Consider the following 22779-nt stretch of genomic DNA (forward strand, 5'->3'; position numbering starts at 1 on the left):
GGTCAATCGTGAGGATCACCCGCCGCACATTCATTTCGGTCGCCGCCGGACTTGCCTCGGTGGCGACGTTCGGCCGGCACGCGCAGGCGGATGCCGGCGTCGTGCAGGAAAGCGACGCGAATGCCGTCGCGCTCGGCTACAAGACGGACGCGAGCAAGGTCGACAGGACGAAATTTCCAAAGTTTCAGGCTGGACAAGCGTGTGCGAGCTGCCAGTTCTTTCAGGGCAAGACCGGCGACACCGCGGCACCGTGCACGGTGTTTGGCGGCAAGCGGGTCAGCGCGAAAGGCTGGTGTAGCGCCTACATGAAGCGAGCCTGATCGCTCAAAACCACCGGGAGCAGACCATGGAAACACAATGCGTTGTCGCGATCGTTCGACCAGAAACGCTCGATGCGATCGAGAAAGAGATCCACTCGATTGATACACACGGCGTCACGATCACTAAAGTAAAGGGCTTCGGCGCACACCTGAATCCCTATGCCAAACATTGGGAAACCGAACACCTGAAAATCGAGATCTTCACGCGAGCATCGGACGCCGACGCGCTCATCGAGGCCATCATGCGAGTGACGCACGTCGGCGCGCCCGGCGACGGTGTCGTTGCGGTCATCCCGGTCACCGGTTTCTACAGCATCCATACGATGAAACCGGTGGTTCCTTGACCAGAAAGAGGTTGCAAACCATGGTCGATTTTTACCGCGACATCAGGACGTTATCCGCGACCATGCGCAGCACGTCGTCTCGTCGGCCGTGAAACTCCGGCTTCGGATCTCGACGCCGCGCCCTCACGGCGGTGAAAATCGTGCCGACGGGACGCCGGTTGCGACACGGGCGCCGGTCAGCGCCTGGAGCGGCTCATCGGTTCCATCGTCGCAGATGCGCGAGAAACGTATCGGCGCTGACGAATCCAACCAGTTGCGCGTCGGGCGCCAGCCGGCCTTCCTTGCCGTAGAAAATCAGTGCCGGCGGCCCGAACAATCCGAAGCGCCGCAGCATCGCAGTGTCTTCCGCGGTGTTGCGCGTCACGTCGATACGTAGCAGCGTCCAGTGCATGAATTCGTCGATCACGCGCGAATCACGTAAGCGGCTCGGCGCGACCAGTTCCATATTCGCGCGCGCATGGGGCATGATGTGAGAGCTTGGGGAGTTCCGTGAGGATCACGTGAGATCGTGCCCACGATCGTGGATCATGGGCACGATCTATCTGGATCTATGAAGCAGTCAGGCAGTGCCATGCGAGCTGACCGACGTCAGCTTGTCGACCACATTCCAAGGCAGCAGTTCGTCGACGCGGGTGATGACGTGATCAGCGATGTGGGTCAAGACGTATTCCAGATAGGCGCGCGGGTTGATGCCATTGAGTTTGCACGCACCAATCAAGCTGTACATCGCGGCGGCCCGCTCACCCCCGCTGTCGGAACCAGCGAACAGGAAGTTCTTTCTCCCGAGGCTCACGCAACGCAGGGCGTTTTCTGCCAACGCGTTGCTGATCTCGGCTTGCCCATCCTCGCAGAACAGCGTCAGCGCAGTCCAGTGATTCAGCGAGTACTGGATCGCGCCGGCCAGCTCCGACTTGCGCGACAGCGTCGCGAGCTTGGCCCGGATTCTCGTTTCGAAGGCGTCCAGCAGCGGCTTGCTTTTCTCACGCCGCACGCGCTGCCGTTCATCGGGCGGCTTGCCGCGGATGTCGGTTTCAATGCCGTAGAACTCGCCGATCATCTCGAGCAGTTTCTGGGTCTCGTCCGTCGGTGTGCTCGCGTGGATCTCGTAGTACTTTCTCCGCGCGTGGTCCCAACAAGCAGCCTCGCGGATCTTGCCACTTACGTACAACTCGTCGAAGCCGCCGTAGGCATCGGCTTGCAGGATGCCTTCGAATCCGGCGAGATGCGTCTGAGGATGGATGCCTTTGCGATCGCACGAGTACGCGAACCACACCGCAGCCGGCTCCGTCGAGCCCGAACGGCTGTCGTCGCGCACGTACACCCAGAGTCGCCCGGTCTTCGTCTTCTTGTTGCCTGGCGCGAGCACGGGGATCGGCGTGTCGTCCGCGTGCAACTTCGTGCCCGCCATCGTATACCGGCGCAGCGCGTCGGTCAGCGGGCGGCAGAGCGCCTCACACTGTCCGACCCAGCGACCCATGCTGGCGCGGTCAAGCGTCACCCCGTCGCGCGCCGCAATTTCCGATTGTCGGTACAGCGGCGCATGATCTGCGTACTTCGACACCAGAATGTCGGCAAGCAAGCTCGGATGCGCGATACTGCGCTCGATCGGCAGTCCCGGCATCGGTGGCTGCGCGATGTGGCCGCAGGCCGGACAGACCGTCTTGTGCCGGATCGTGCGGATCACCTTGAACATCGCCGCAACACGGGCGAGCTGTTCCGAGACGTCCTCGCCGAGGCACTGCATAGCACCTTCACACTTGGGGCAGATCGAATCCGGTTTGAGCACGCGATCTTCTCGCGTAAGGTGCGGTGGCAGCGGCTCACGTACGGCCGGATCGCTGCTAGTCGTGGACCTTTCTCGTCGGACCTTTGTGTGCTGAACGTCGGCGACACCGCTGCCTGCGGCCAAATCCTCAAGCCGGAGCTCAAGCTTCTCGATCTCTCGGGCAAGTTGTTCCGACTTGCGGCCGAAGTGCATTCGCTTGAGCTTGTCGATCAGGAGCTTCAACCGTGTGATCTCGAGATCGCTTGCGGCGATGTCGCGGCGCAGCTGTTCGATCTCGAGTTCCCGTTCGATGGCCGACGCGCGAGCCTCAGCCAGCATGGCCTTCAGTGCAGCGACATCGTCGGGCAGATCGTCGAGATTCGGCATGCGCCGGAGTTTACGAGCCTCCCGAGCGGTTTACAACACCTACAGCATCGACAGAGGTGCCGTACGGCGGGGCTGCCGCCAATCGATGCCTTCGAGAAGCATCGACAACTGCGCGACCGTGAGCGAGATCTTGCCGCCATCGGCTTGCGGCCAGATGAAGCGGCCGCGTTCCAATCGCTTCGACAGCAGCCAGAGCCCGTCGTCGGTGGCCCAAAGCAGCTTCACGAGATCGCCTCGACGTCCGCGGAAGATGAACACATGGCCGCACAACGGATTCTCCTCGAGCGTCGCCTGTACCTTCGTGGCAAGCCCCTGGAAGCCGCAGCGCATGTCCGTGACGCCCGCAGCAAGCCAGATGCGGGTGCCGGCCGGCAATGTGATCACTTCAGGCATTCCTGCAGGAACGCTTCGGCCCGCTCAGCAGACAGGCCGCGAATCTTCACGCGCCGCTTGCCGATCTCCACCTCGATCTCGCACACGGGCGTCGGCATCGGTACGCCGCTTGTCACCTTCGACGTCGCGTTTCCCGTAGGCTGCGGCGCTGGCAGCATCAACACCGAATCGATCACGTCAACGCTCAGCAACTCCGTGCCTGTCATGGCCGACGGCGCAGCTTCGAGTCCCGGCAGTTCCAGCTTGCCTTCCCGATATTGCTTGCGCCACCCGAACACGACGTTGGCGTTGATGTCGTGCCGCCGCGCGACGATCGACACCGACATGCCTGGTTCCAACGTTTCCCTGATCACTTGCTGTTTGAATGCCCGCGCATACGTGCGATGGGCCGGGCGCGCTGCATTCGGCATAGCTGACCGTCTCCGTCAATCTAAACGCGACTATCATGCGCCAGCAAAATCAGCATCGGGAAACGGTCGGGCCGAGTCGCTTACCGAATCACTGAACGTGAAGCGTTCGAGCTCTTTGCACGTGATGCACCAGTCGGCATAGAAATCGATCATCATGGGCCGACCGCGCGCGTCCGCGAGCGCGCGGTCCAGTTCGGCATTCGAGCGTATCGATTCGAAGCGCGCGCTCGCCTGGGTTGGCCTGCTCGCTGGAACAGACATCTGCATGAAGCCGCCCAGTGGCCGTAACGCATCGAAGTGGCCTGATGCGACGCCGACTAGCTCTGCGACGCCCACTACCAACAGCAACACACCGAGAGCCTTACCGATCCGCTGGATGCCGTGCGCGTTCGGCGGCAACGGATCGATCCCCCGCAGCGTCATGCCCGCGCTCGCGAACAGCATCGCGAGCACCATCATCAACAGCCAATCAGGCAACAGCGAATAGACAAACCAGAGCGCCGCGGCCAACAGCATGAATCCAAGCGTATGCTGCACGGGGATCATCCAACGGCCGGCTTTCGGCAATACGTGCGAGCCAAACGTGCCGAACGCGAGCAACGGCAGCCCCATGCCGATCGCCATTGCGTAAAGCGCCGCCGCACCACCGATCAGGTCGCGACTGTTCGCGATATAGAGCAGCGCACCCGCGAGCACCGGCGTGGAGCACGGACCGACGATCAGCGCGGACAGCATGCCCATCACGAACACGGGGCCCGCGCGCCCGCCCGGCAGCCGGCGGCTCCAGTTCGCGAAGCGGGTCTGCCAGTTGACGGGCATCTGCAGCCGGAACACGCCGAACATGCCGAGCGCAAATACGACCATCAGCGCACCGAACGCGGCCAGCACCCAGCTCCGCTGCGTCAATGCGACGAGCGGCATACCCGCGAGCGCCGCGACGGTGCCGGCACCGGCGTAGGTGAGCGCGAGTCCCTGCACGTAGACGAACGATAGTCTGAAGCCGCGCCACAGCGAAGCCGGTCGCGCGCCCGCGCCGATAACGGCTGCAACGATCGGAATCAGCGGATACATGCAGACCGTGGCCGCCATCAGCAGACCGCCAAGCAGAAAACCGGCGATTTCGGGCAGGCTGATTCCGTTTGCCGGACGCAGATGGATTCCGAACACCGAGAGTGTCGAATGACTTCTCGAGCCGCCGGTCTGAGCAGCAGCCGCCCCGGCATCATCGCCGGTGGCCACACGCGTCACCGTTCCATCTGTGGCAATCCGGAAGGTGCGCATCAATGGCGGATAGCAGACGCCCGCGTCCGCACATCCTTGCGAGGTGACCGACAACGTGACACTGCCTGCTGCGACGGCACGAGGCAGCGTAATGCGAAGATGTAGCGGCCGGTGGTATACCGTGACCATGCCAAACGTCGGATCCTTCTTGACCTCGCCCGGCGGCAGCGCGTCGGGCTTGACCGGCACACCGTCCGCCGCGAAGCTGAAGCGGTCTCGATAAAGGTAGTATCCCGGATGGGTATCGAAGTCGAGATCGACTTGCTGCGGCCCGCCGAGCGACACCTTCAGAGGAAAGGCACTCTCAGGCGGTAGAAGATCGGCCTCGCCGAGCGCGTGGGCGGCGAACGATGCCAGCATCAACAGCACGCCAAGCGCGATGCGCAGCACGAGCGCATGCGCCCAGCGTCCACCGAACGCCCTCGCCGTGGAATGCCATGTGTGCACTGCCGCCTCCATTCAGAGACGCCGCATGCGGGACCGGCCATCGATGGCCGGCCCGCAGGCACGGCTTTACCCCATCAAGACGATTGCTTCACCATTTTCACGATGGTCAGGGTGCCGCCGACATCCTCGACGCGCACCTTGACCTTGTCACCCTGGTGAGCCTGCTTGACCATCGCGGCGTCCTTGGCCTTGTACGCCATCGTCATCGCGGCCATGCCGATATTGGCGAATTCGCCATGCTTGAGCGTGACCATGCCGGTTGCGGCATCGACCTTCATCACCTCCGCATCGGTCAGTGCCGACTCCGAGGCTTTCTTCGATGCGGACGGTTTCATCGACATCCCCTTGCCGGACATGTCGTCGCCGGCGAATGCCGACGATGCGAACGCGCCCATTGCACAAACTGCAGCGGCAGTAATGACAAATTTCTTCATTGAGCTTCTCCAGATTGGATTGAAGGCACCTTCGTGCCGGAAGGAACTGCTTGGTGAATTCCCGCCTGGTCCACCTTGCGCGCACGACGACGCTGCAACAGGAACCAGGCTGCCGGAATGACGAACATCGACAGCAGCGGCGCGGTGACCATACCGCCCACCATCGGCGCAGCGATACGCTGCATGACTTCAGAACCGGCGCCGTGCCCGATCATGATCGGCACAAGGCCGGACAGCACGACGGCAACAGTCATCGCCTTGGGTCGTACGCGCAGCACCGCCCCTTCACGAATCGCGTCGGCCAGCACGGCCTCCGTGAATGGCGCGCCGGCTTCGAGCCGACCGTTCAACGCACCCTTCAGGTACAGCAGCATCACGACGCCGAACTCTGCCGCGACGCCCGCCAGCGCGATGAAGCCGACCGAGGTGGCGACCGACACCGCGTGGCCCAGGCCCCAGATGAACCAGAGGCCGCCCACCAGTGCGAACGGCACGGTCGACATCAGCAGCAATGCGTCGGCCGCCGAATTGAACGTCAGGAACAGCAGCACGAAGATCACGACGAGCGTGACCGGAATGACGGTGCGCAACTTCGCCGCCGCCCGCTCCAGGTACTCGAACTGTCCGGACCATGCGATCGAATAGCCGGGCGGCAGCTTCACCTGCTGCGCGACGGCCTTCTGCATCGCCTGCACGGCCGATTCGAGGTCCGTATTGCGGATGTCGACGTACACATAGCCGGACAGCCGTGCGTTCTCGCTGCGGATCATCGGCGGCCCGTCGGCGATCGTGACATGCGCGACGTCGCCGAGCTGGATTTGCGCGCCCCGATCCGTGACGATCGGCAACTGCCGCAGCTTCTCGAGCGAATCGCGGACTTCGCGCGGATAACGGATATTGATCGGGAAGCGTTCGCGCCCGGCAATTACCTCGCCAACGTTCTCTCCCCCCACAGCCGACGACACGACGGACTGGATGTCCATGACGGATAGGCCGTATCGCGCGGCCGCAAGCCGATCGATGTCGACGTCGATGTACCGTCCACCGTTCAGACGCTCCGCCAGCGCGGACGTCACGCCCGGCACGTGCTTCACCGCAGCTTCGACCTGCGTCGCGATCGTGTCGATCTGCGTCAGGTCAGGTCCGGAAATCTTGACCCCGACGGGTGTCTTGATGCCGGTGGACAGCATGTCGAGCCGGTTGCGGATCGGCGGCACCCATACGTTCGACAGGCCCGGCACCTTGACGGTCCGGTCCAGCTCGTCGACCAGCTTCTCGGGTGTCATGCCGGGCCGCCATTGACTGCGAGGCTTGAACTGGATCGTCGTCTCGAACATCTCGAGCGGCGCCGGGTCCGTGGCCGTGTCGGCGCGGCCGGACTTACCGAACACGGTCGCGACCTCCGGCACTGTCTTGATGAGCCGGTCGGTCTGCTGCAGTAGTTCGGACGCCTTTTGAGCCGAAATGCCCGGCAGCGCGGTCGGCATGTACAGCAAGTCGCCCTCATCGAGCGGCGGCAGGAACTCGCCCCCTAGTCGCGACACCGGAATCGCCGTCAGGGCCAGTGCGACGACGGCAAAACCGATCGTCAACCATGGGCGACGCAGAGTCGCTTCGAGCAGTGGCCGGTACAGCCGGATCAGCACGCGGTTGATCGGGTTCGCGTTCTCATGCGGAATGCGGCCGCGGATCAGGTAGCCCATGAGCACCGGCACCAGCGTGACCGACAGCCCGGCTGCGGCCGCAATCGTATAGGTCTTCGTGAACGCCAGCGGCGAGAACAGCTTGCCCTCCTGCCCTTCGAGCGAGAAGACCGGGATGAACGACAGCGTGATGATCAGCAGCGAGAAGAACAGCGCCGGCCCGACTTCCGCCGCGGACGCGGCAATCAGTTCCCAGCGCTGCGCTGCGTTTATCGGCACGCGAGGATGGGCATGTTCGTAGGCCTCAAGATGCTTGTGCGCGTTCTCGATCATCACGATCGCCGCGTCGATCATCGCGCCGATCGCGATCGCGATACCGCCCAGCGACATCAGGTTCGCGTTCACGCCTTGGTAGCGCATCACGATGAATGCGGCCAACACACCGAGCGGCAGCGACAGGATTGCGACGAATGCGCTGCGCAGGTGGAACAGGAACACTGCGCATACCAACCCGACGACGATGAATTCCTCGATCAGCTTGTCCTTCAGGTTGTCCACCGCGCGTTCGATGAGTTGCGAGCGGTCGTACGTCGTGACGACTTCGACGCCGGGCGGCAGCGAGCGCTTCAGCTCGGCGAGCTTCGCTTTGACCGCGTCGATGGTCGTCAGGGCGTTCTTGCCGGAGCGCATCACGATGACCCCGCCCGCGACCTCGCCCTCGCCGTTCAATTCGGCGATGCCGCGGCGCATCTCCGGGCCGATCTGGATGCGCGCGACGTCGCCGAGCAGTACCGGGGTACCCGCTTCGTTCGTGCGCAGCACGACGTGGCGGAAGTCGTCGAGCGAGCGCAGATAGCCGGACGAGCGCACCATGTATTCCGACTCGGCGAGTTCGACGACCGAGCCGCCCGACGCCTGATTGGCCTTGCCGAGCGCGTCGGCCACCATCGACTGCGTGATGCCGTACGCGCGCAGCTTGTCCGGATCGAGCACGACCTGGTACTGGCGCACCATCCCGCCGATGCTGGCGACCTCAGACACGTCCGGCACGGCCTTCAGCTCGAACTTCAGGAACCAGTCGTTCAGCGCGCGCAGTTGCCCGAGATCGTGCTGTCCGGTCTTGTCGACGAGCGCGTACTCGTACACCCAACCGACACCGGTCGCATCTGGGCCGAGCGACACCGTCGCACCCTGCGGAAGGCGGCTTTGCACCTGATTTAAGTATTCCAGCACGCGCGAGCGCGCCCAATACTGATCGGTCTTGTCATCGAACAGCACGTAGACGAACGCATCCCCGAATGACGAATACGCGCGGATGGTCTTGGCGCCGGGCACGCCGAGCAGCGTGGTCGTCAACGGATAGGTCACCTGATCCTCGATCACCTGCGGTGCCTTGCCTGGATACGACGCCTTGATGATGACCTGCGTGTCCGACAGGTCGGGCAGCGCATCGAGCGGCGTCTCCTTGAGCGAGTAGACACCCCACGCCGCGACGAGGATGGTCACGAGCAGCACCATGAACCGGTTGCGAATGGACCACCGTATGAGATGCGCGATCATTGGACGCCTCCGGCCGGCTCAACCTTCGTCAGTTGGTAGCCGTCATCCGTCTGCTTGAAGGCGAAGTGCACGGCCTGGCCAACCTTCACGTCCGGAAAGGCGTTCGACGCCGGCTTGTTGAACGTCATCGTCATCGCGCCCCAACCAAGCGCGGGAACCGGCTGATGCGAGAACGTCATGTCGGCCGCAGTCACCTTTTCGACCCTGCCGGTGGTCTCGTAGGTTGGTGAAGCGGCTGCCGGCGCGGACGCCGCTGTCGCCGCACCGGCACCCTTCCCGCCCTCCAGCCGCGGCAGCACGGACTTCAGGCTGGCTTCCGAATCGATCAGGAACTGACCGGACGCGACGACGGTGTCGCCGTCGTTCAGGCCGCTCAGCACTTCGGTTTCGTTGCCGACGTCGTTGCCGACCGTCACCGACGCGGGCTGCAGACGGCCGTCGCTGTTTTTGACGATGACGATCGAACGCTTGCCGGTCGTGATGACCGCTTCGGACGGCACGAGCAACCGCGACACGGCCTTCTGGCCGCCGACGCGCACGCGCATCAGCATGCCGGGCGTCAGCTTGAGCGCACTGTTGTCGATTTCAAGGCGCGCCTGAAGCGTGCGGCTACTGGTGGTGATGCCCGGCAGGATCTCGCGGATACGCCCGGTGAAATGCTGCGTCGGATCGCCCGAGAACGTCGCGTCGACGGTCATGCCCGGACGCGCATCGAGCGCGAGCGCTTCCGGAATCTCGACGATCAGCCAGAGCTTCGAGAGGCCCGAAATCTTCGCGAGCGTCTGCCCCGGCGCGACCATCGCACCGTCGCGCACGTTCAGTTCGCTGACGACACCCGCTTCCGGCGATGCCAGCGTGAGGTGCGTTTGCGCCTTGCCGGTACGGTCGAGCGCCGCGATCATGCCGTCGGGAATCGACAGCGCGCGCATGCGCGCACGTGATGCATCGAGCAGACTATGATCCATCCCGCCGCGCTTGAGAGCGAGATATTCCTCCTGCGGCGCGAGCCAATCCGGCACGAATAGCGACGCGATCGGCGCGCCCTTCGCGACGCGTTGCATCGGCGCGCTGGCATACAGGTGATCGATGTAGCCGGTGACACGCGACTGAATGACGTCCGCTCTCGACTCGTCAAACTGCGTCGTGCCAACCGCATCGAAGCCACCGGCCGTATCCTGGCGACGGACGGTCGCGTAGCGTATGCCGAGATTCTGCTGCAAGCCCGGGTCAATCTTGATGCCGCTCGATCCGCCACCTTCGTCCGCGAAGACGGGTTCGAGCTGCATGTTCATGAAGGGCGATTTGCCCGGCTTGTCGAAGTGCTGGTTCGGCACCATCGGATCGTGCCAGTACAGTACTTTTCGGCCGGTTTTCGGGTCGATCTTGTCGCCCGCCGCGGACATCGATGGCGCGGCAGCGCTGGTCGGAAAGCCGTCGCCTGCGTGTCGAGTACCCGCAAAGTAGCCGGCGCCGAGCAGGGCCGCCCCGGCAAACAGCATCAACACTGCGCGCACGAGCGTGGTCTTCGTCATGTTGTTCTCCTTCACTGTGCGGCGGCCATCGTCGATGGCACGACCTGATATTCGAGTTGTGCCCAGGTTTGCGATACCTCGCGCTTGAGGTCGAGCACTTGCAGTTGCGCTTCCAGTTGGGCGCGTCGGGCCGCGAACGTATCCGCGAGCGAGCCGCTTCCGGCGCGATAAGCCGCGTTGGCAAGCTGCACGCGCTGATCGGCGGCCGGCAGCAGCGACTGGCTCAGGTTGGCGATGCGCTCGCGCCCGCTTGCCAGCGTCGCGGACTGCGTGCGGATGTCCGCCTGCACCTGGCGCAGCGTGTCCTCGTAGGTCAGCCGCGCCTTCGTCGCAAGTTCGGTCTTCTGCGCGAGATCACGGTCCTGAAGATTCTTCCGATTGAGCGGCAGCGGAATCGTGACCCCGATCGACACCATGTTCGAATAGGCCCCGCCACGTTGCTGATAGGCGATTTGCCACGTCCAGTTCGGGCTGCGCTCGCTGCTGGCCACCGCGGTATCCGCCTCGGCCACCGCCACGTCGTCGGATGCCGCCACGAGTGTCGGGTGCGCAATGCGCAGTTCGTCCGGCGGCAGCGCGGAGACGAACGATTCGGGCGCCGGCGGCTCCCCCGTCACGTCTGACACCGGTACGGCAGTCCAGCGCGACAGGCCGATCAGCGCCGTCTGGTAGGTCTGCTGCGCCTTGAGAACCTGATCCTGGGTTTGCGCCAGCATCGCTTGCGCCTGAACGACGTCGGCAGCGCTCGCCTTCGCTCCACGGTAGGACGCTTTCGTGGCTGCCAGTTCGTGCGTCATGTGGTCAAGCAAAGCCTGTTGAAGCGCGACCGCCTGCTTGGCGTAGACGGCGTTCAGCCACGCCGTCGCGGTTTGCTGACGGACCGTCGCGAGTTGCATCAGATAACCGGCTCGCTCGCGACCGACCATTTCATCGGCCAGCGCTGAACGCAGTTGCCGCTTCTTGCCCGACACCCACTCCTGCTGGATGCCAATGCGGCGCATCGTCATGAAGTCCTGGCCGATCGTGAAGCGCTGCGCGCCATTGATCGGCAAGTTGTCGACACCGGCCGAGAGCATCGGGTCGGGCAACTGGCCGGCCTTGACGGCCGCCTCGGAGCTGGCGCGAACGGACGCCTGCGCCGCCTGCATCGATGCGGAATGGTCGGTCGCCGATTGCAGCGCGGCGTCGAGCGTGAAAGGTGCTTGCTCGGCGTGAACGACGCCCGCAAGCAGTAGCGCGGCAACAAGAGAATGCGCGCGCATCGAAGCTCGCCGACCCCGCGGCGTGCCGAAAATGAATGGCATGTTCTAACCCCAACGACGGAATCCCATAGGGATTCCACGTCCTGGCAAAGGACGAACCTCACCGCATACGCGGTGAACCTGTCAGCGTGGGATCAGACGAGACGCGGAGGTCGCCACAACCCGTTCGGGTCACGGCTCGGGAGGGAGTCGGCGTAGTGGAAAATGACCGGGCTGACGAGCGCAGCCGGCCGACTGACACTGACCTGCACCGTTGGGTGGTAAAGGCTGCCGAACTGGCACTGGGCGGTCACTTTACAGAAGACGCCCTTCATTTTGGCGTGGCCGGCGGATGCCGACTTCATCAAGTCGCAGCCGGGCATATCGGCTGACATGCTCGAGTCCGTGTTCATGGACATGGTTTGCTGCATCGGACAGTCGCCCGTCAAGCCACTCGCTGCCAGCCCGCTAATGGGCAGCATCGCGCAAAGCAGCAAGAGGATGAAGGTCCGGAGCAATTTCATAACGCGCATTATAGTCCGCCCGTACCGGCGCTTGCATCGGAATTGTACTTATGTTTCCGCCCTTAAACATGCAGTCAACACGTGCACGGTCACGCGTTCGTCTTGGATTTGGGTACGGCGCTTGCGCGATGCGCCCGGCCCGATCCGGGCAGCCCAGTCAAGGAGAATCAAATGGCACACCAACAGTATCAGTCCGGCATCTCCGCCTGCGATGATTGCGCAGCCGCATGCTATCACTGTGCAACTGCATGCCTCAATGAGAGTGAAGTTGCGCAACTCGCGGATTGCATCAAACTAGACCTCGATTGCGCGGCCTTCTGCCGACTCGCGTCGGGCGCGATGGCGCGCGGAAGCGGGCAAACAAAGGCGCTATGTTCGAGCTGTGCAAATATCTGCGAAGCTTGCGCGGCCGAGTGCGAGAAGCACCCTCACGAACATTGCAAGGAATGCGCACTCGCATGTCGAAGATGTACCCAAGAGTGCCGCTCGATGGCACAATAGACTCGGACCACAAAATGAAGGACGACGGCTTCCGCGTCGGCGCGAAAGCCGTCGGTAAATTGATCGTCTGCTGTCCTTTGCTCCCGCGCCATCGCGTACTTTTTATCGTTTCATCACCGGTATCAACGTCGGGCATAAATGGCCATTGGACGGTGGCCATCGGCGAGGAACATCGCGTGGTTCTCTCCGGTTCCGGTACGCACTAATGCTGACCCCGGATCGCAATTACGGATGTGCGGTGCCATGCTCATTCGTTCGATCCCACGCACACGTTGCGCTCCCGATAATGCGGCGTGCGGCGGCATCTTCGGGCAGTTCAGACGGAAATTGTCTATCCACCCGGCGGATCAGTCGCCCCCACTGTGTTGTCCCCGAGGACTCGCATGCTCGGTCTGAAGCGGTCGGGCATCGCTGAACGGCTGATAATCGACAACCCCAAAATCCTGCTCCAGCAGTTCACGCATCTCGTCGACCGCCGATGTCTGTGCATGCCACATTTCGGAACACAGCCGAATCAGAGCATCATGACGCCGGTCAACACCGGTCATGCAAGCATTCAGCGGTTCAAAAAGCTCATAATGGTGCCGGGCGAATATCTCGAGGTACGCGTGGTCAAATGCTCTGCCTGGTTGCGCATGCTCAAGTATTGCAATTGCTGCTTGTTGTTCTGAACGGACCTTCGGCTGGTAGTTGACTCCGTACCAGACACGCAGAAACTTTTGAAGCTGAATGATCTGTTCGCGCTGACCACGGTTTTCCATCCGCGCACTAGACCTAATCTCTACCATTGAGGCCTTCGCGTTTGTCGCCGGATAGGACGGCGTCGGCGATGTCCCTTCATATGCAGACAGTTCGGTACTCCGCCGAGTATCCGTGCCTGCGGCGAGCTCGGTCATTCTGAGTGCAGAATAATGATGATCTATTACCTGCTCCATTAGCGCGACTTCAAATTCCGCTGTAATTCCACGACCGGGCGCGCTCGCGAACGCCATAGTAGGGCCCAAGAATGTTCCCACCATCAGACCCAGTAGCGGGAGTCGCACAATTCTCCTAAGGCTCGTCAAGCGCGCTCGCGGTCGCTCACCCTTCAAGTTTGCAATGCTTTCCATATCGCCTCCGTCGAAGTAGGGCCATCACCGGAAGTCGCAGGGCACGATTCGCTAGTATCAGTGATAATGGCCCGCCGATACCGAGCAGTACATATGCCCGAGGATACCGATGGAAATGCTGAGCACCGAAAATCTTAACTCTCTAAGTTGTGCACAACATGTCGCGTCATTTGCCAGCGCATGATGTGGCCCACGGACCGGCTACGGGCCCGCAAATAATGACATTAAGATGAAGTAAACGTCATGTGTGCGTCATCAAACGGGCTCGGATAACTGCGAGTTGTCGCAAGCCGTTTCGCTCGTCGTGGATTTATTTATTACCAACGCCACCTGTCCGCGTCGTCGGCAGCACCGCAAACGCAAACGTTACCGATGATCTGAACGAACGGGCGAATAAGTCTCATGAAAATTGCATTCATTGCGGCCCGGGCGTCGAAGTGAAATTTTTTTACTTCGCAAACGGCGACAATTTTATTTTGTGCTAGGGTTTGGGCGGCGCATCCCCCAACCCACCAGTTGATCGTTCTCTCTAGCAGAGGTTTTTCTCGTCAGCCGGGCGTGGTACTTCGCCGCCTCGCGCCGCATCCGTGCCTCTTCCGGCGACACGTAGATCGACGTACTGGCCAGCTTGCGCCGTTCGGACTCAGTGAGATCCGACATCACCGCGAGCAGCTGCGCGATCGCCCATTGCGTGAGTCCGCGCGCGCCGCGCACCGAATAGCCGCCCCGCGCTGCGGCGCCGGCTACTGCTTCGTCAGTGTCGACGGGCTCGCCGAATTTCTCGCGGGCTCGCGGCGTCGGCGGGATGACCAACGGCGCCACCAGCGGCAACCCGGGCGGCTTCGCTGCGGCCGCCGCGTCGAGATCCTGGCCGCGATCGCGCCAGTGCGCGCGCAGCGCGTCGACGCACTCGTCGCTGATCGGCACGAAGCGTTGCTTGTTGCCCTTGCCGATCACCTCGAGCAACCAGCTGGCCGGCGTGTCGTCGTCCGCCGGCATCCAGACAAGCGCCGCACGCCTCGCCGCGGCCGCCTCAGCGATCCGCAGGCCACCATCCCCCATCAGCAGCAACAGCGCACGTGCTGTCCGCCAGCGCGGCCCGCTCGGCCCCTGCAGCTCGCTGCGTTCGGCCAGCGTCTCGCGTACGCGCGTCCAGAGGTCAAGCGGTAGTGCTCGCTCGACCTGCAGCTTGCGCACCCGCCTGACGACGCTGGGATCGGAGACGGCCGCCCAAGGGTTGCCGGCCAGATACCGCACCGCGACGAGCCACGTGAATGCCGCGCGAATCGCGCGCACCGCGTAGCGCTGGCTTTCCGGTGACAGGCCACCCGGCGCGAACGGCCGCCACTGGCTGCTCGTGCGCGCGACTGGCGGCCCCGTGAAGCGTTCGCCCGGCGCGGCGAGAAACGCCTTGTAGGCCTCGCAATCCTCAACCCGCATCGACGACAGCGCGACGCCGCGTTCCGCCACGCACCACAGCACGAGGCGCTCGAGCTCCTTCCTGTAGACCCGCTGCGTCGCGGGCCGGTCGTCGTAGCGATGCAGATAGGCCCGCACCGCATCGAGATCGTGCGCCGCGCCGAGATACGCGAACACGGGCGCGCGGTTCGCCCCGTGCGCGCCGGACAGCTCGACGGGCAGCGCCAGGCGCTCGAGCGGGGCCAGCTGCCCGGCGCCGGCGGTGACGCCCGCCGACGTCGGCGCGAGCGCGTCGCCGGCGTCGACGTCGGCCTCGACGGCTGCGCCGATCGACGACGCGTGGCGCCGCAACCAGGCGACCAGCACGCGGGCGCGGCCGACGCCGATGCGCGGTACCGATCGCCACCACTGCCCGCCGCGGCGGTTCGCCACCGAGTATCTCAACGCAGAAAGCATGATCTTCAACTACGCGAGTCGTCTGTCCGAAAGCTATACGGGCGGCCTCTGGCAATTCTTCGAGCTCGACAATGGCGGGTGCTACCTTGCCCCGATCACGTGCGCCGGTTCCAAGTTCAGTGGCCGCTCAACGGCGACGAGGGCGAGACGGGTGCCGACGCGTTCGGGATCGTCGTCACGTTGCTCGTGCTCTGTCACATTGCCGAAGTCACCGGCGACGATCGGTTCGTGGATCGCTATCATCGGCTGCTGGACTATGCATCGCAGCGCCCCGAGTCGGCCGAGATCTCGGCGGCAATCGATTGATGTTGTCGTCACTGCGCCCGGGCATCGTTATGCCCGGGCTTTCTCGTCTTCTCACGGAGGCATATGATGCTGGACTTCAAACAATTGAACGACCCTGAGCGCCGGGAGAAATGTCGTAAGGAACGCGAAGAGCAGGAAGCTAAAGCCGAAGCACACGAAAGGGCTTTGCGTCGCGAACTGAACATCTGCATTGAGGCGTTGGACTATCAGTTCTCCAACAGGACGAACGAAGTCTCGTTCGTAACTGCCAGTCGAGAATGAACAGCTACCTACCCTTGTCAGAAAAGCAGGAAAAGTGGCTGCTCGATATTGCGAAGCGTGTGCGTGACACACTCGATGGCGAGATCCAGAAGCTGGTCCAGCGCCATGCTGCAGGCGACACACTGGGCCAACTGTCACGGGGCGGCGCTATGGAGCCAATGCGGGGTCGGCATAAGGGCGCCACTTGAGGGGCGGCACATAGGCGCCAGTCCAAGGGCGGCGTAATGGCGCCACGTTAGGGGCGGCGCATAGGCGCCAGCAGCATCAGGGCGAGAACGCGGTTCGAACTTTCCGAGTCGGTACGCTCCGTTCTTTTTGAACGGAGCGTCCATGGCCAACAGGAGGTTCGAATTGTTTGAATACCGCCAAGTCCTTGTCCGCATGCGGCAAGGCGATTCTGACCGCGACATCGCGCGCGGCGGTTTGATGGGGCGCAAGAAGCTGACGACCGTGCGCCGCGAGGCTGAAGCGCGTAGTTGGCTGGATCCGGTGCAGCCGCTGCCGGACGACGCTACGATCGCGGGTGTCTTCGGGCGCACGCCGCACCTGCCGCACACCTGTGTGTCGACGGTTGAGCCATATCGCGAACAGGTCCGCGAATGGCTTGCCGCCGGCGTTCAGGGCACCACGATCCATGCCGCCCTTCAACGCAATCATGGCTACGCCGGCAGCTATTGTGCCGTGAAGCGCATGCTGCGCCATCTGGCTGCCGAGCGCAGCGTGGCCACCACAACGATCCTCGACTTCGCACCGGCCGACGCCGCGCAGGTCGACTTCGGCGCGGGACCCGTGCTGACGGTCGAGGGCATTGCGGTCCGGACGTGGATCTTCGTGATGACGTTGTGCTGGTCGCGCCACCAGTATGCCGAGATCGTGCTGGACCAGACCGTCGAGACGTGGCTCGCCAGCCACCGGCGCGCCTTCGAATGGTTCGGCGGCTGTCCCGACCGGGTCATCATCGATAACGCGAAGTGCGCGATCATCCGGGCGTGTCGATACGAGCCGGCGGTGCAACGCTCGTACGCCGCGCTTGCCGAGGGATATGGATTCCGGATCGACGCCTGTCCGCCGCACGATCCCCAGAAGAAGGGCGTCGTCGAATCGGGCGTCAAATACGTCAAGAAGTCCTTCGTGCCGCTGCGCGAGTTCCGGGATCTGGCCGACGCCAACCGGCAACTGCGCGAATGGGTGATGCAGCAGGCCGGCACTCGTATCCACGGCACCGTCCACGAACGGCCGCTGACGCGCTTCGGCGTCGAGCGCCCGTTGCTCGCTGCATTGCCGGACGTGCCGCCGGTACTGTCGGTCTGGAAGGAGGTGGCGGTCCATCGCGACGGCCACGTCGTCTACAAGCACGCGCTGTACTCTGCACCGTTCACGCTCGTCGGCAAGTCGCTCTGGCTGAAGGCGACCGATACGGTCATCCAGCTGTTCCATCGGCATGAACTCGTCGCAACCCATCCGCGGCAGCGGGCCGGCGGTCGCCACACGGTGCGAGATCACCAGCCGCCCGAAGCGCAGGCCTGGCTCGAGCACGATCCGCAGTGGTGTCTGGCGCGCGCGAAGGAGATCGGGCCGTCGTGCCACGGCGTGATCCTCGCGCTGTTCAACGACAAGGTGCTCGTCAACCTGCGCGGCGCGCAGGGGATCATCCGGCTGCGACAGAAAGTCGGCGATCAGAGGCTGGAAGCAGCCTGCGAGCGTGCGCTCGCGTTCAGCAGCGCGAAGTACAGCACCATCAAGGGCATCCTCGACAAAGGCCTGGACAGCGAACCGGTGCCGCGTCCCGCGTCGGCCCCGACTGGCGCTTACCAGAACGGCGGCCGCTTCGGCCGTGATCTCCAATCCCTGCTGATCCACTGACACCATGAACCCGAGTCCCGAATTGAATTCCATCCTCAAACAGCTGCGCCTGTCCGGCATCCTCGACTCGCTTGAGCAGCGCAACCGTCAGGCGATCGACGGGCAGCTCGCCTATACCGAGTTCCTTGCCATGCTGCTGCACGACGAGGTTGCCCGTCGCGAACACAAGAAGCTCGGCACCCGTCTGCTGCGCGCCGGCTTCGCGATGGGCAAGACGCTCGAGACGTTCGACTTCGACCGGCTGCCTACGTTGAACCGCTCACACGTTCATGATCTCGCGACAGGCCGGTATCTCGACGAGAAGGTCGCGATCCTGATCGCCGGTCCAACCGGCACCGGCAAAAGCCACTTGGCCCAGGCGCTGGGCCACTGCGCCGCCCGCCAAGGCCGCGATGTGCTGTTCATCTCGCAGACCGAGCTGCTCAAGCGATTGAACGCCGCGCGCGCCACCGGCGCCTATGACCGCAAGTTCCAGCAGTACGCCCGGGTGCCGCTGCTGATCGTCGATGACTTCGCGCTCAAACCGCTACGTACCCCGCAGGACGAGGACTTCCACGATCTCGTCGCGGCCCGCTACGAGCACGCGGCGACCATCCTGACGTCGAATCTCGACTTCGGTGAATGGGGCGCCGCGTTCCCCGACAACCGCATCCTCGGCACCGCCACACTCGACCGACTACGCCACGGCGCCTACCGGCTCGTCCTCGAGGGCGACAGTTACCGCACCCCGAAACCGATGCCAGATCCCCCTCAAAATGCAGTTGCCAAAAACGGCAAAAAACCGCAACCTTGAAACCGTTCGAATCCGCGTTTTACCCCCGGTTCTGCTGGCGCCATTACGCCGCCCATCCCCGGCTCCTTTACGCCGCCCCGCGACACCGTTTCCCGATGCTGATTTTGCTGGCGCATGATAGTCGCGTTTAGATTGACGGAGACGGTCAGCTATGCCGAATGCAGCGCGCCCGGCCCATCGCACGTATGCGCGGGCATTCAAACAGCAAGTGATCAGGGAAACGTTGGAACCAGGCATGTCGGTGTCGATCGTCGCGCGGCGGCACGACATCAACGCCAACGTCGTGTTCGGGTGGCGCAAGCAATATCGGGAAGGCAAGCTGGAACTGCCGGGACTCGAAGCTGCGCCGTCGGCCATGACAGGCACGGAGTTGCTGAGCGTTGACGTGATCGATTCGGTGTTGATGCTGCCAGCGCCGCAGCCTACGGGAAACGCGACGTCGAAGGTGACAAGCGGCGTACCGATGCCGACGCCCGTGTGCGAGATCGAGGTGGAGATCGGCAAGCGGCGCGTGAAGATTCGCGGCCTGTCTGCTGAGCGGGCCGAAGCGTTCCTGCAGGAATGCCTGAAGTGATCACATTGCCGGCCGGCACCCGCATCTGGCTTGCTGCGGGCGTCACGGACATGCGCTGCGGCTTCCAGGGGCTTGCCACGAAGGTACAGGCGACGCTCGAGGAGAATCCGTTGTGCGGCCATGTGTTCATCTTCCGCGGACGTCGAGGCGATCTCGTGAAGCTGCTTTGGGCCACCGACGACGGGCTCTGGCTGCTGTCGAAGCGATTGGAACGCGGCCGCTTCATCTGGCCGCAAGCCGATGGCGGCAAGATCTCGCTCACGGTCGCGCAGTTGTCGATGCTTCTCGAAGGCATCGATTGGCGGCAGCCCCGCCGTACGGCACCTCTGTCGATGCTGTAGGTGTTGTAAACCGCTCGGGAGGCTCGTAAACTCCGGCGCATGCCGAATCTCGACGATCTGCCCGACGATGTCGCTGCACTGAAGGCCATGCTGGCTGAGGCTCGCGCGTCGGCCATCGAACGGGAACTCGAGATCGAACAGCTGCGCCGCGACATCGCCGCAAGCGATCTCGAGATCACACGGTTGAAGCTCCTGATCGACAAGCTCAAGCGAATGCACTTCGGCCGCAAGTCGGAACAACTTGCCCGAGAGATCGAGAAGCTTGAGCTCCGGCTTGAGGATTTGGCCGCAGGCAGCGGTGTCGCCGACGTTCAGCACACAAAGGTCCGACGAGAAAGGTCCACGACTAGCAGCGATCCGGCCGTACGTGAGCCGCTGCCACCGCACCTTACGCGAGAAGATCGCGTGCTCAAACCGGATTCGATCTGCCCCAAGTGTGAAGGTGCTATGCAGTGCCTCGGCGAGGACGTCTCGGAACAGCTCGCCCGTGTTGCGGCGATGTTCAAGGTGATCCGCACGATCCGGCACAAGACGGTCTGTCCGGCCTGCGGCCACATCGCGCAGCCACCGATGCCGGGACTGCCGATCGAGCGCAGTATCGCGCATCCGAGCTTGCTTGCCGACATTCTGGTGTCGAAGTACGCAGATCATGCGCCGCTGTACCGACAATCGGAAATTGCGGCGCGCGACGGGGTGACGCTTGACCGCGCCAGCATGGGTCGCTGGGTCGGACAGTGTGAGGCGCTCTGCCGCCCGCTGACCGACGCGCTGCGCCGGTATACGATGGCGGGCACGAAGTTGCACGCGGACGACACGCCGATCCCCGTGCTCGCGCCAGGCAACAAGAAGACGAAGACCGGGCGACTCTGGGTGTACGTGCGCGACGACAGCCGTTCGGGCTCGACGGAGCCGGCTGCGGTGTGGTTCGCGTACTCGTGCGATCGCAAAGGCATCCATCCTCAGACGCATCTCGCCGGATTCGAAGGCATCCTGCAAGCCGATGCCTACGGCGGCTTCGACGAGTTGTACGTAAGTGGCAAGATCCGCGAGGCTGCTTGTTGGGACCACGCGCGGAGAAAGTACTACGAGATCCACGCGAGCACACCGACGGACGAGACCCAGAAACTGCTCGAGATGATCGGCGAGTTCTACGGCATTGAAACCGACATCCGCGGCAAGCCGCCCGATGAACGGCAGCGCGTGCGGCGTGAGAAAAGCAAGCCGCTGCTGGACGCCTTCGAAACGAGAATCCGGGCCAAGCTCGCGACGCTGTCGCGCAAGTCGGAGCTGGCCGGCGCGATCCAGTACTCGCTGAATCACTGGACTGCGCTGACGCTGTTCTGCGAGGATGGGCAAGCCGAGATCAGCAACGCGTTGGCAGAAAACGCCCTGCGTTGCGTGAGCCTCGGGAGAAAGAACTTCCTGTTCGCTGGTTCCGACAGCGGGGGTGAGCGGGCCGCCGCGATGTACAGCTTGATTGGTGCGTGCAAACTCAATGGCATCAACCCGCGCGCCTATCTGGAATACGTCTTGACCCACATCGCTGATCACGTCATCACCCGCGTCGACGAACTGCTGCCTTGGAATGTGGTCGACAAGCTGACGTCGGTCAGCTCGCATGGCACTGCCTGACTGCTTCATAGATCCAGATAGATCGTGCCCATGATCCACGATCGTGGGCACGATCTCACGTGATCCTCACGGAACTCCCCAAGCTCTCACATCATGCCCCATGCGCGCGCGAATATGGAACTGGTCGCGCCGAGCCGCTTACGCTTGATCGGCACGACCTGCAGGTGCTCGCAGGTGCGAACGCACTTCGCTCGCTCGCCGGCGATAACCGACGCGACGCGCTCTGGCTGGCTGCCGCTGCCGTGCCTGATCGAGATCTGCTGCGCGGCACCGAATGTGACGACGCGGCGCCGGCATTGCCTCGGGCATCGGAGGGTCACGAGATCGTGACGGACTATCGAGCGATGGGCTTCACGCTCGGCCGGCATCCGCTGGCGCTGCTGCGCGATCGCCTCGCGCTGGATCACCTGCAGTCGGCAGAGCAACTGGCGACGTTGCGCAGCGGCCAGCTCGCGCGCGCGTGCGGATTGGTCACGGTGCGGCAGCGGCCGGGCACGGCGAACGGCGTGCTGTTCATGACGCTCGAGGACGAGACCGGCCAGGTCAACGTGATCCTCTGGCCCGGTCTGCTGGAGAAATTTCGGAAGGAGGCGCTCGGCGCCGCGTTGCTCGCGGTCTACGGCGTGTGGCAGGCCGAAGGGAACGTGCGGCATCTGATCGCCAGCAATCTCGTCGACAGGAGCGAGTTGCTCGGTGCACTGCCAACGACGTCAAGGGAGTTTTGCTAACGCTTACGCGTTCTCCATGACGATACTAAAGCGGCGTCTTGTATGCGCTGTGCCAAATCGTGAGGGCACCCCCTAGCTTAGCGCAAGCTTCACCGCGATATTGCACACCGAACCTAAAAGACTCGCGAATCTTTCGGGCCACCCCATGTGATCGACAAGCCATCAGGATTGAAGTCAGCGGCAATTTTTCCCCCGTCATCCTTATAAACCTCCAGCTCGTCGATAAATCCATTTTTCAATATCAATACGAAATTAATATATGGCCCATAATTTCGCACTGTGTCGACATCCTCTTGGACAGCCGTTATCAGAGGTCCGGTCGCGTCACCGTATTTTTTATCACTGCTTGTCACGAGGCGGAGCGATCCCTCTTCATCAATTGGACTTGCGCGTGCAGCTAATATCTGTGCCATTAAGATATCGCCATTCGGCACCCCACAGGTCGCCATCCTGCGCAAGAGGGCGACTTCCAATTGACTCAGCTCTCGAAACTGAGAAATATTCATTCGCAAACT

The 22779-nt window shown here is 63.0% G+C and carries 24 protein-coding genes and 1 pseudogene; 12 read left to right on the plus strand and 13 right to left on the minus strand.

All coding sequences use genetic code 11. The features are described from left to right. The first annotated feature begins 8 nt into the window (after window positions 1-8). Together CFB34_RS33740 and CFB34_RS33745 are read left to right on the plus strand one after the other, a co-directional pair. Window positions 9-320, plus strand: coding sequence for a high-potential iron-sulfur protein (locus CFB34_RS33740; protein WP_027810167.1), 312 nt, complete (start codon window positions 9-11; stop codon window positions 318-320). A gap of 26 nt (window positions 321-346) precedes the next feature. Beyond that, window positions 347-664, plus strand: a complete 318-nt coding sequence (locus tag CFB34_RS33745) for a P-II family nitrogen regulator (RefSeq protein WP_027810168.1) — start codon at window positions 347-349, stop codon at window positions 662-664. 193 nt (window positions 665-857) lie between these two features. Here CFB34_RS33745 and CFB34_RS33750 read toward each other — a convergent pair whose 3' ends face one another. The 10 genes from CFB34_RS33750 to CFB34_RS33795 form a co-directional block, all read right to left on the minus strand. Next, window positions 858-1070 (minus strand): hypothetical protein, encoded by a 213-nt coding sequence (locus tag CFB34_RS33750; RefSeq protein ID WP_223821135.1) that lies wholly within the window; start codon window positions 1068-1070, stop codon window positions 858-860. A 153-nt stretch (window positions 1071-1223) separates the two neighbouring features. Then, entirely contained in the window at window positions 1224-2816 is a 1593-nt protein-coding gene (locus CFB34_RS33755; protein WP_027813733.1) for an IS66 family transposase, read from the minus strand. 39 nt (window positions 2817-2855) lie between these two features. Then, window positions 2856-3200 (minus strand): IS66 family insertion sequence element accessory protein TnpB, encoded by a 345-nt coding sequence (tnpB, locus tag CFB34_RS33760; RefSeq protein ID WP_027813734.1) that lies wholly within the window; start codon window positions 3198-3200, stop codon window positions 2856-2858. Beyond that, the gene (locus CFB34_RS39125; protein ID WP_027813735.1) at window positions 3197-3619 is read right to left on the minus strand and encodes a transposase; all 423 of its coding nucleotides are present in this window, start codon (window positions 3617-3619) and stop codon (window positions 3197-3199) included. The genes tnpB (CFB34_RS33760) and CFB34_RS39125 overlap by 4 nt, the downstream gene beginning before the upstream one ends. A 33-nt stretch (window positions 3620-3652) precedes the next feature. Beyond that, complete coding sequence (gene dsbD / locus CFB34_RS33770; protein WP_080353683.1) at window positions 3653-5359, minus strand: protein-disulfide reductase DsbD; 1707 nt, start codon at window positions 5357-5359, stop codon at window positions 3653-3655. A gap of 62 nt (window positions 5360-5421) precedes the next feature. Next, complete coding sequence (locus tag CFB34_RS33775) at window positions 5422-5781, minus strand: copper-binding protein (protein WP_027810174.1); 360 nt, start codon at window positions 5779-5781, stop codon at window positions 5422-5424. Further along, entirely contained in the window at window positions 5778-8984 is a 3207-nt protein-coding gene (locus CFB34_RS33780; RefSeq protein ID WP_027810173.1) for an efflux RND transporter permease subunit, read from the minus strand. Before CFB34_RS33780 ends, CFB34_RS33775 begins: the two co-directional genes overlap by 4 nt. Further along, the gene (locus tag CFB34_RS33785) at window positions 8981-10516 is read right to left on the minus strand and encodes an efflux RND transporter periplasmic adaptor subunit (protein ID WP_027810172.1); all 1536 of its coding nucleotides are present in this window, start codon (window positions 10514-10516) and stop codon (window positions 8981-8983) included. Before CFB34_RS33785 ends, CFB34_RS33780 begins: the two co-directional genes overlap by 4 nt. A gap of 11 nt (window positions 10517-10527) precedes the next feature. Beyond that, window positions 10528-11820, minus strand: a complete 1293-nt coding sequence (locus CFB34_RS33790) for a TolC family protein (protein ID WP_027810171.1) — start codon at window positions 11818-11820, stop codon at window positions 10528-10530. A 92-nt stretch (window positions 11821-11912) separates the two neighbouring features. Further along, complete coding sequence (locus CFB34_RS33795; RefSeq protein WP_027810170.1) at window positions 11913-12281, minus strand: hypothetical protein; 369 nt, start codon at window positions 12279-12281, stop codon at window positions 11913-11915. A gap of 171 nt (window positions 12282-12452) precedes the next feature. Here CFB34_RS33795 and CFB34_RS33800 point away from each other — a divergent pair, with 171 nt between their 5' ends. Both CFB34_RS33800 and CFB34_RS33805 read left to right on the plus strand, forming a co-directional pair. Further along, window positions 12453-12782, plus strand: coding sequence for a four-helix bundle copper-binding protein (locus CFB34_RS33800; protein WP_080289672.1), 330 nt, complete (start codon window positions 12453-12455; stop codon window positions 12780-12782). After that, a complete protein-coding gene (locus CFB34_RS33805) occupies window positions 12740-12988 on the plus strand; it encodes a hypothetical protein (RefSeq protein WP_146125846.1) in 249 nt (82 codons plus the stop codon). The genes CFB34_RS33800 and CFB34_RS33805 overlap by 43 nt, the downstream gene beginning before the upstream one ends. A 141-nt stretch (window positions 12989-13129) precedes the next feature. Here the strand turns inward: CFB34_RS33805 and CFB34_RS33810 are convergent, their stop codons facing one another. Both CFB34_RS33810 and CFB34_RS33815 read right to left on the minus strand, forming a co-directional pair. Next, complete coding sequence (locus tag CFB34_RS33810) at window positions 13130-13678, minus strand: DUF305 domain-containing protein (protein ID WP_226112406.1); 549 nt, start codon at window positions 13676-13678, stop codon at window positions 13130-13132. Window positions 13679-14362: 684 nt separating this feature from the next. After that, window positions 14363-15766 carry a site-specific integrase gene (locus CFB34_RS33815; protein ID WP_226833343.1) on the minus strand — a complete coding sequence of 468 codons (1404 nt, stop codon included), beginning with the start codon at window positions 15764-15766 and terminating at the stop codon, window positions 14363-14365. A gap of 99 nt (window positions 15767-15865) precedes the next feature. Here CFB34_RS33815 and CFB34_RS33820 point away from each other — a divergent pair, with 99 nt between their 5' ends. From CFB34_RS33820 to CFB34_RS33855, 8 genes and pseudogenes are all read left to right on the plus strand, one after another. Beyond that, window positions 15866-16072 carry an antirestriction protein gene (locus CFB34_RS33820; RefSeq protein ID WP_053093696.1) on the plus strand — a complete coding sequence of 69 codons (207 nt, stop codon included), beginning with the start codon at window positions 15866-15868 and terminating at the stop codon, window positions 16070-16072. Between the two features lie 66 nt (window positions 16073-16138). Further along, the gene (locus CFB34_RS33825; RefSeq protein WP_143282279.1) at window positions 16139-16333 is read left to right on the plus strand and encodes a hypothetical protein; all 195 of its coding nucleotides are present in this window, start codon (window positions 16139-16141) and stop codon (window positions 16331-16333) included. A gap of 351 nt (window positions 16334-16684) precedes the next feature. Next, window positions 16685-18196: an IS21 family transposase gene (istA, locus tag CFB34_RS33830; RefSeq protein WP_027809980.1), complete on the plus strand. Its 1512-nt coding sequence runs from the start codon at window positions 16685-16687 to the stop codon at window positions 18194-18196. Between the two features lie 4 nt (window positions 18197-18200). After that, window positions 18201-18989, plus strand: a complete 789-nt coding sequence (istB, locus tag CFB34_RS33835) for an IS21-like element ISBmu1 family helper ATPase IstB (protein ID WP_012213993.1) — start codon at window positions 18201-18203, stop codon at window positions 18987-18989. Between the two features lie 151 nt (window positions 18990-19140). Then, on the plus strand, window positions 19141-19563 hold the full coding sequence (locus tag CFB34_RS39130) for a transposase (protein ID WP_027813735.1): 423 nt from the start codon (window positions 19141-19143) through the stop codon (window positions 19561-19563). Continuing rightward, window positions 19560-19904, plus strand: coding sequence for an IS66 family insertion sequence element accessory protein TnpB (gene tnpB, locus CFB34_RS33845; protein WP_027813734.1), 345 nt, complete (start codon window positions 19560-19562; stop codon window positions 19902-19904). The genes CFB34_RS39130 and tnpB (CFB34_RS33845) overlap by 4 nt, the downstream gene beginning before the upstream one ends. A 39-nt stretch (window positions 19905-19943) precedes the next feature. Beyond that, the gene (locus CFB34_RS33850) at window positions 19944-21536 is read left to right on the plus strand and encodes an IS66 family transposase (RefSeq protein ID WP_027813733.1); all 1593 of its coding nucleotides are present in this window, start codon (window positions 19944-19946) and stop codon (window positions 21534-21536) included. A gap of 143 nt (window positions 21537-21679) precedes the next feature. Then, a pseudogene (locus CFB34_RS33855) lies at window positions 21680-22264 on the plus strand (OB-fold nucleic acid binding domain-containing protein); the annotation flags it as partial. 113 nt (window positions 22265-22377) lie between these two features. Here the strand turns inward: CFB34_RS33855 and CFB34_RS33860 are convergent. Beyond that, window positions 22378-22770 carry a hypothetical protein gene (locus tag CFB34_RS33860; protein WP_143277549.1) on the minus strand — a complete coding sequence of 131 codons (393 nt, stop codon included), beginning with the start codon at window positions 22768-22770 and terminating at the stop codon, window positions 22378-22380. Window positions 22771-22779: the final 9 nt, after the last annotated feature.

This window comes from Burkholderia sp. HI4860, from assembly GCF_002223045.2.
In the GTDB taxonomy this organism is placed as follows: Bacteria; Pseudomonadota; Gammaproteobacteria; order Burkholderiales; family Burkholderiaceae; genus Burkholderia.

Bases quoted from the DNA above. Each gene is read 5' to 3' on its own strand.
- CFB34_RS33780 (WP_027810173.1), bottom strand. From the start codon at position 8,984: ATGATCGCGCATCTCATACGGTGGTCCATTCGCAACCGGTTCATGGTG.
- CFB34_RS33810 (WP_226112406.1), bottom strand. From the start codon at position 13,678: ATGACCGAGCTCGCCGCAGGCACGGATACTCGGCGGAGTACCGAACTG.
- CFB34_RS33775 (WP_027810174.1), bottom strand. From the start codon at position 5,781: ATGAAGAAATTTGTCATTACTGCCGCTGCAGTTTGTGCAATGGGCGCG.
- CFB34_RS33790 (WP_027810171.1), bottom strand. From the start codon at position 11,820: ATGCCATTCATTTTCGGCACGCCGCGGGGTCGGCGAGCTTCGATGCGC.
- CFB34_RS39130 (WP_027813735.1), top strand. From the start codon at position 19,141: ATGCCGAATGCAGCGCGCCCGGCCCATCGCACGTATGCGCGGGCATTC.
- CFB34_RS33815 (WP_226833343.1), bottom strand. From the start codon at position 15,766: ATGCTTTCTGCGTTGAGATACTCGGTGGCGAACCGCCGCGGCGGGCAG.
- istB (WP_012213993.1), top strand. From the start codon at position 18,201: ATGAACCCGAGTCCCGAATTGAATTCCATCCTCAAACAGCTGCGCCTG.
- CFB34_RS33795 (WP_027810170.1), bottom strand. From the start codon at position 12,281: ATGAAATTGCTCCGGACCTTCATCCTCTTGCTGCTTTGCGCGATGCTG.
- CFB34_RS33825 (WP_143282279.1), top strand. From the start codon at position 16,139: ATGCTGGACTTCAAACAATTGAACGACCCTGAGCGCCGGGAGAAATGT.
- CFB34_RS33805 (WP_146125846.1), top strand. From the start codon at position 12,740: ATGTCGAAGATGTACCCAAGAGTGCCGCTCGATGGCACAATAGACTCG.
- CFB34_RS33785 (WP_027810172.1), bottom strand. From the start codon at position 10,516: ATGACGAAGACCACGCTCGTGCGCGCAGTGTTGATGCTGTTTGCCGGG.
- dsbD (WP_080353683.1), bottom strand. From the start codon at position 5,359: ATGGAGGCGGCAGTGCACACATGGCATTCCACGGCGAGGGCGTTCGGT.
- CFB34_RS33755 (WP_027813733.1), bottom strand. From the start codon at position 2,816: ATGCCGAATCTCGACGATCTGCCCGACGATGTCGCTGCACTGAAGGCC.
- CFB34_RS33850 (WP_027813733.1), top strand. From the start codon at position 19,944: ATGCCGAATCTCGACGATCTGCCCGACGATGTCGCTGCACTGAAGGCC.
- CFB34_RS33860 (WP_143277549.1), bottom strand. From the start codon at position 22,770: ATGAATATTTCTCAGTTTCGAGAGCTGAGTCAATTGGAAGTCGCCCTC.
- CFB34_RS33800 (WP_080289672.1), top strand. From the start codon at position 12,453: ATGGCACACCAACAGTATCAGTCCGGCATCTCCGCCTGCGATGATTGC.
- CFB34_RS33745 (WP_027810168.1), top strand. From the start codon at position 347: ATGGAAACACAATGCGTTGTCGCGATCGTTCGACCAGAAACGCTCGAT.
- CFB34_RS39125 (WP_027813735.1), bottom strand. From the start codon at position 3,619: ATGCCGAATGCAGCGCGCCCGGCCCATCGCACGTATGCGCGGGCATTC.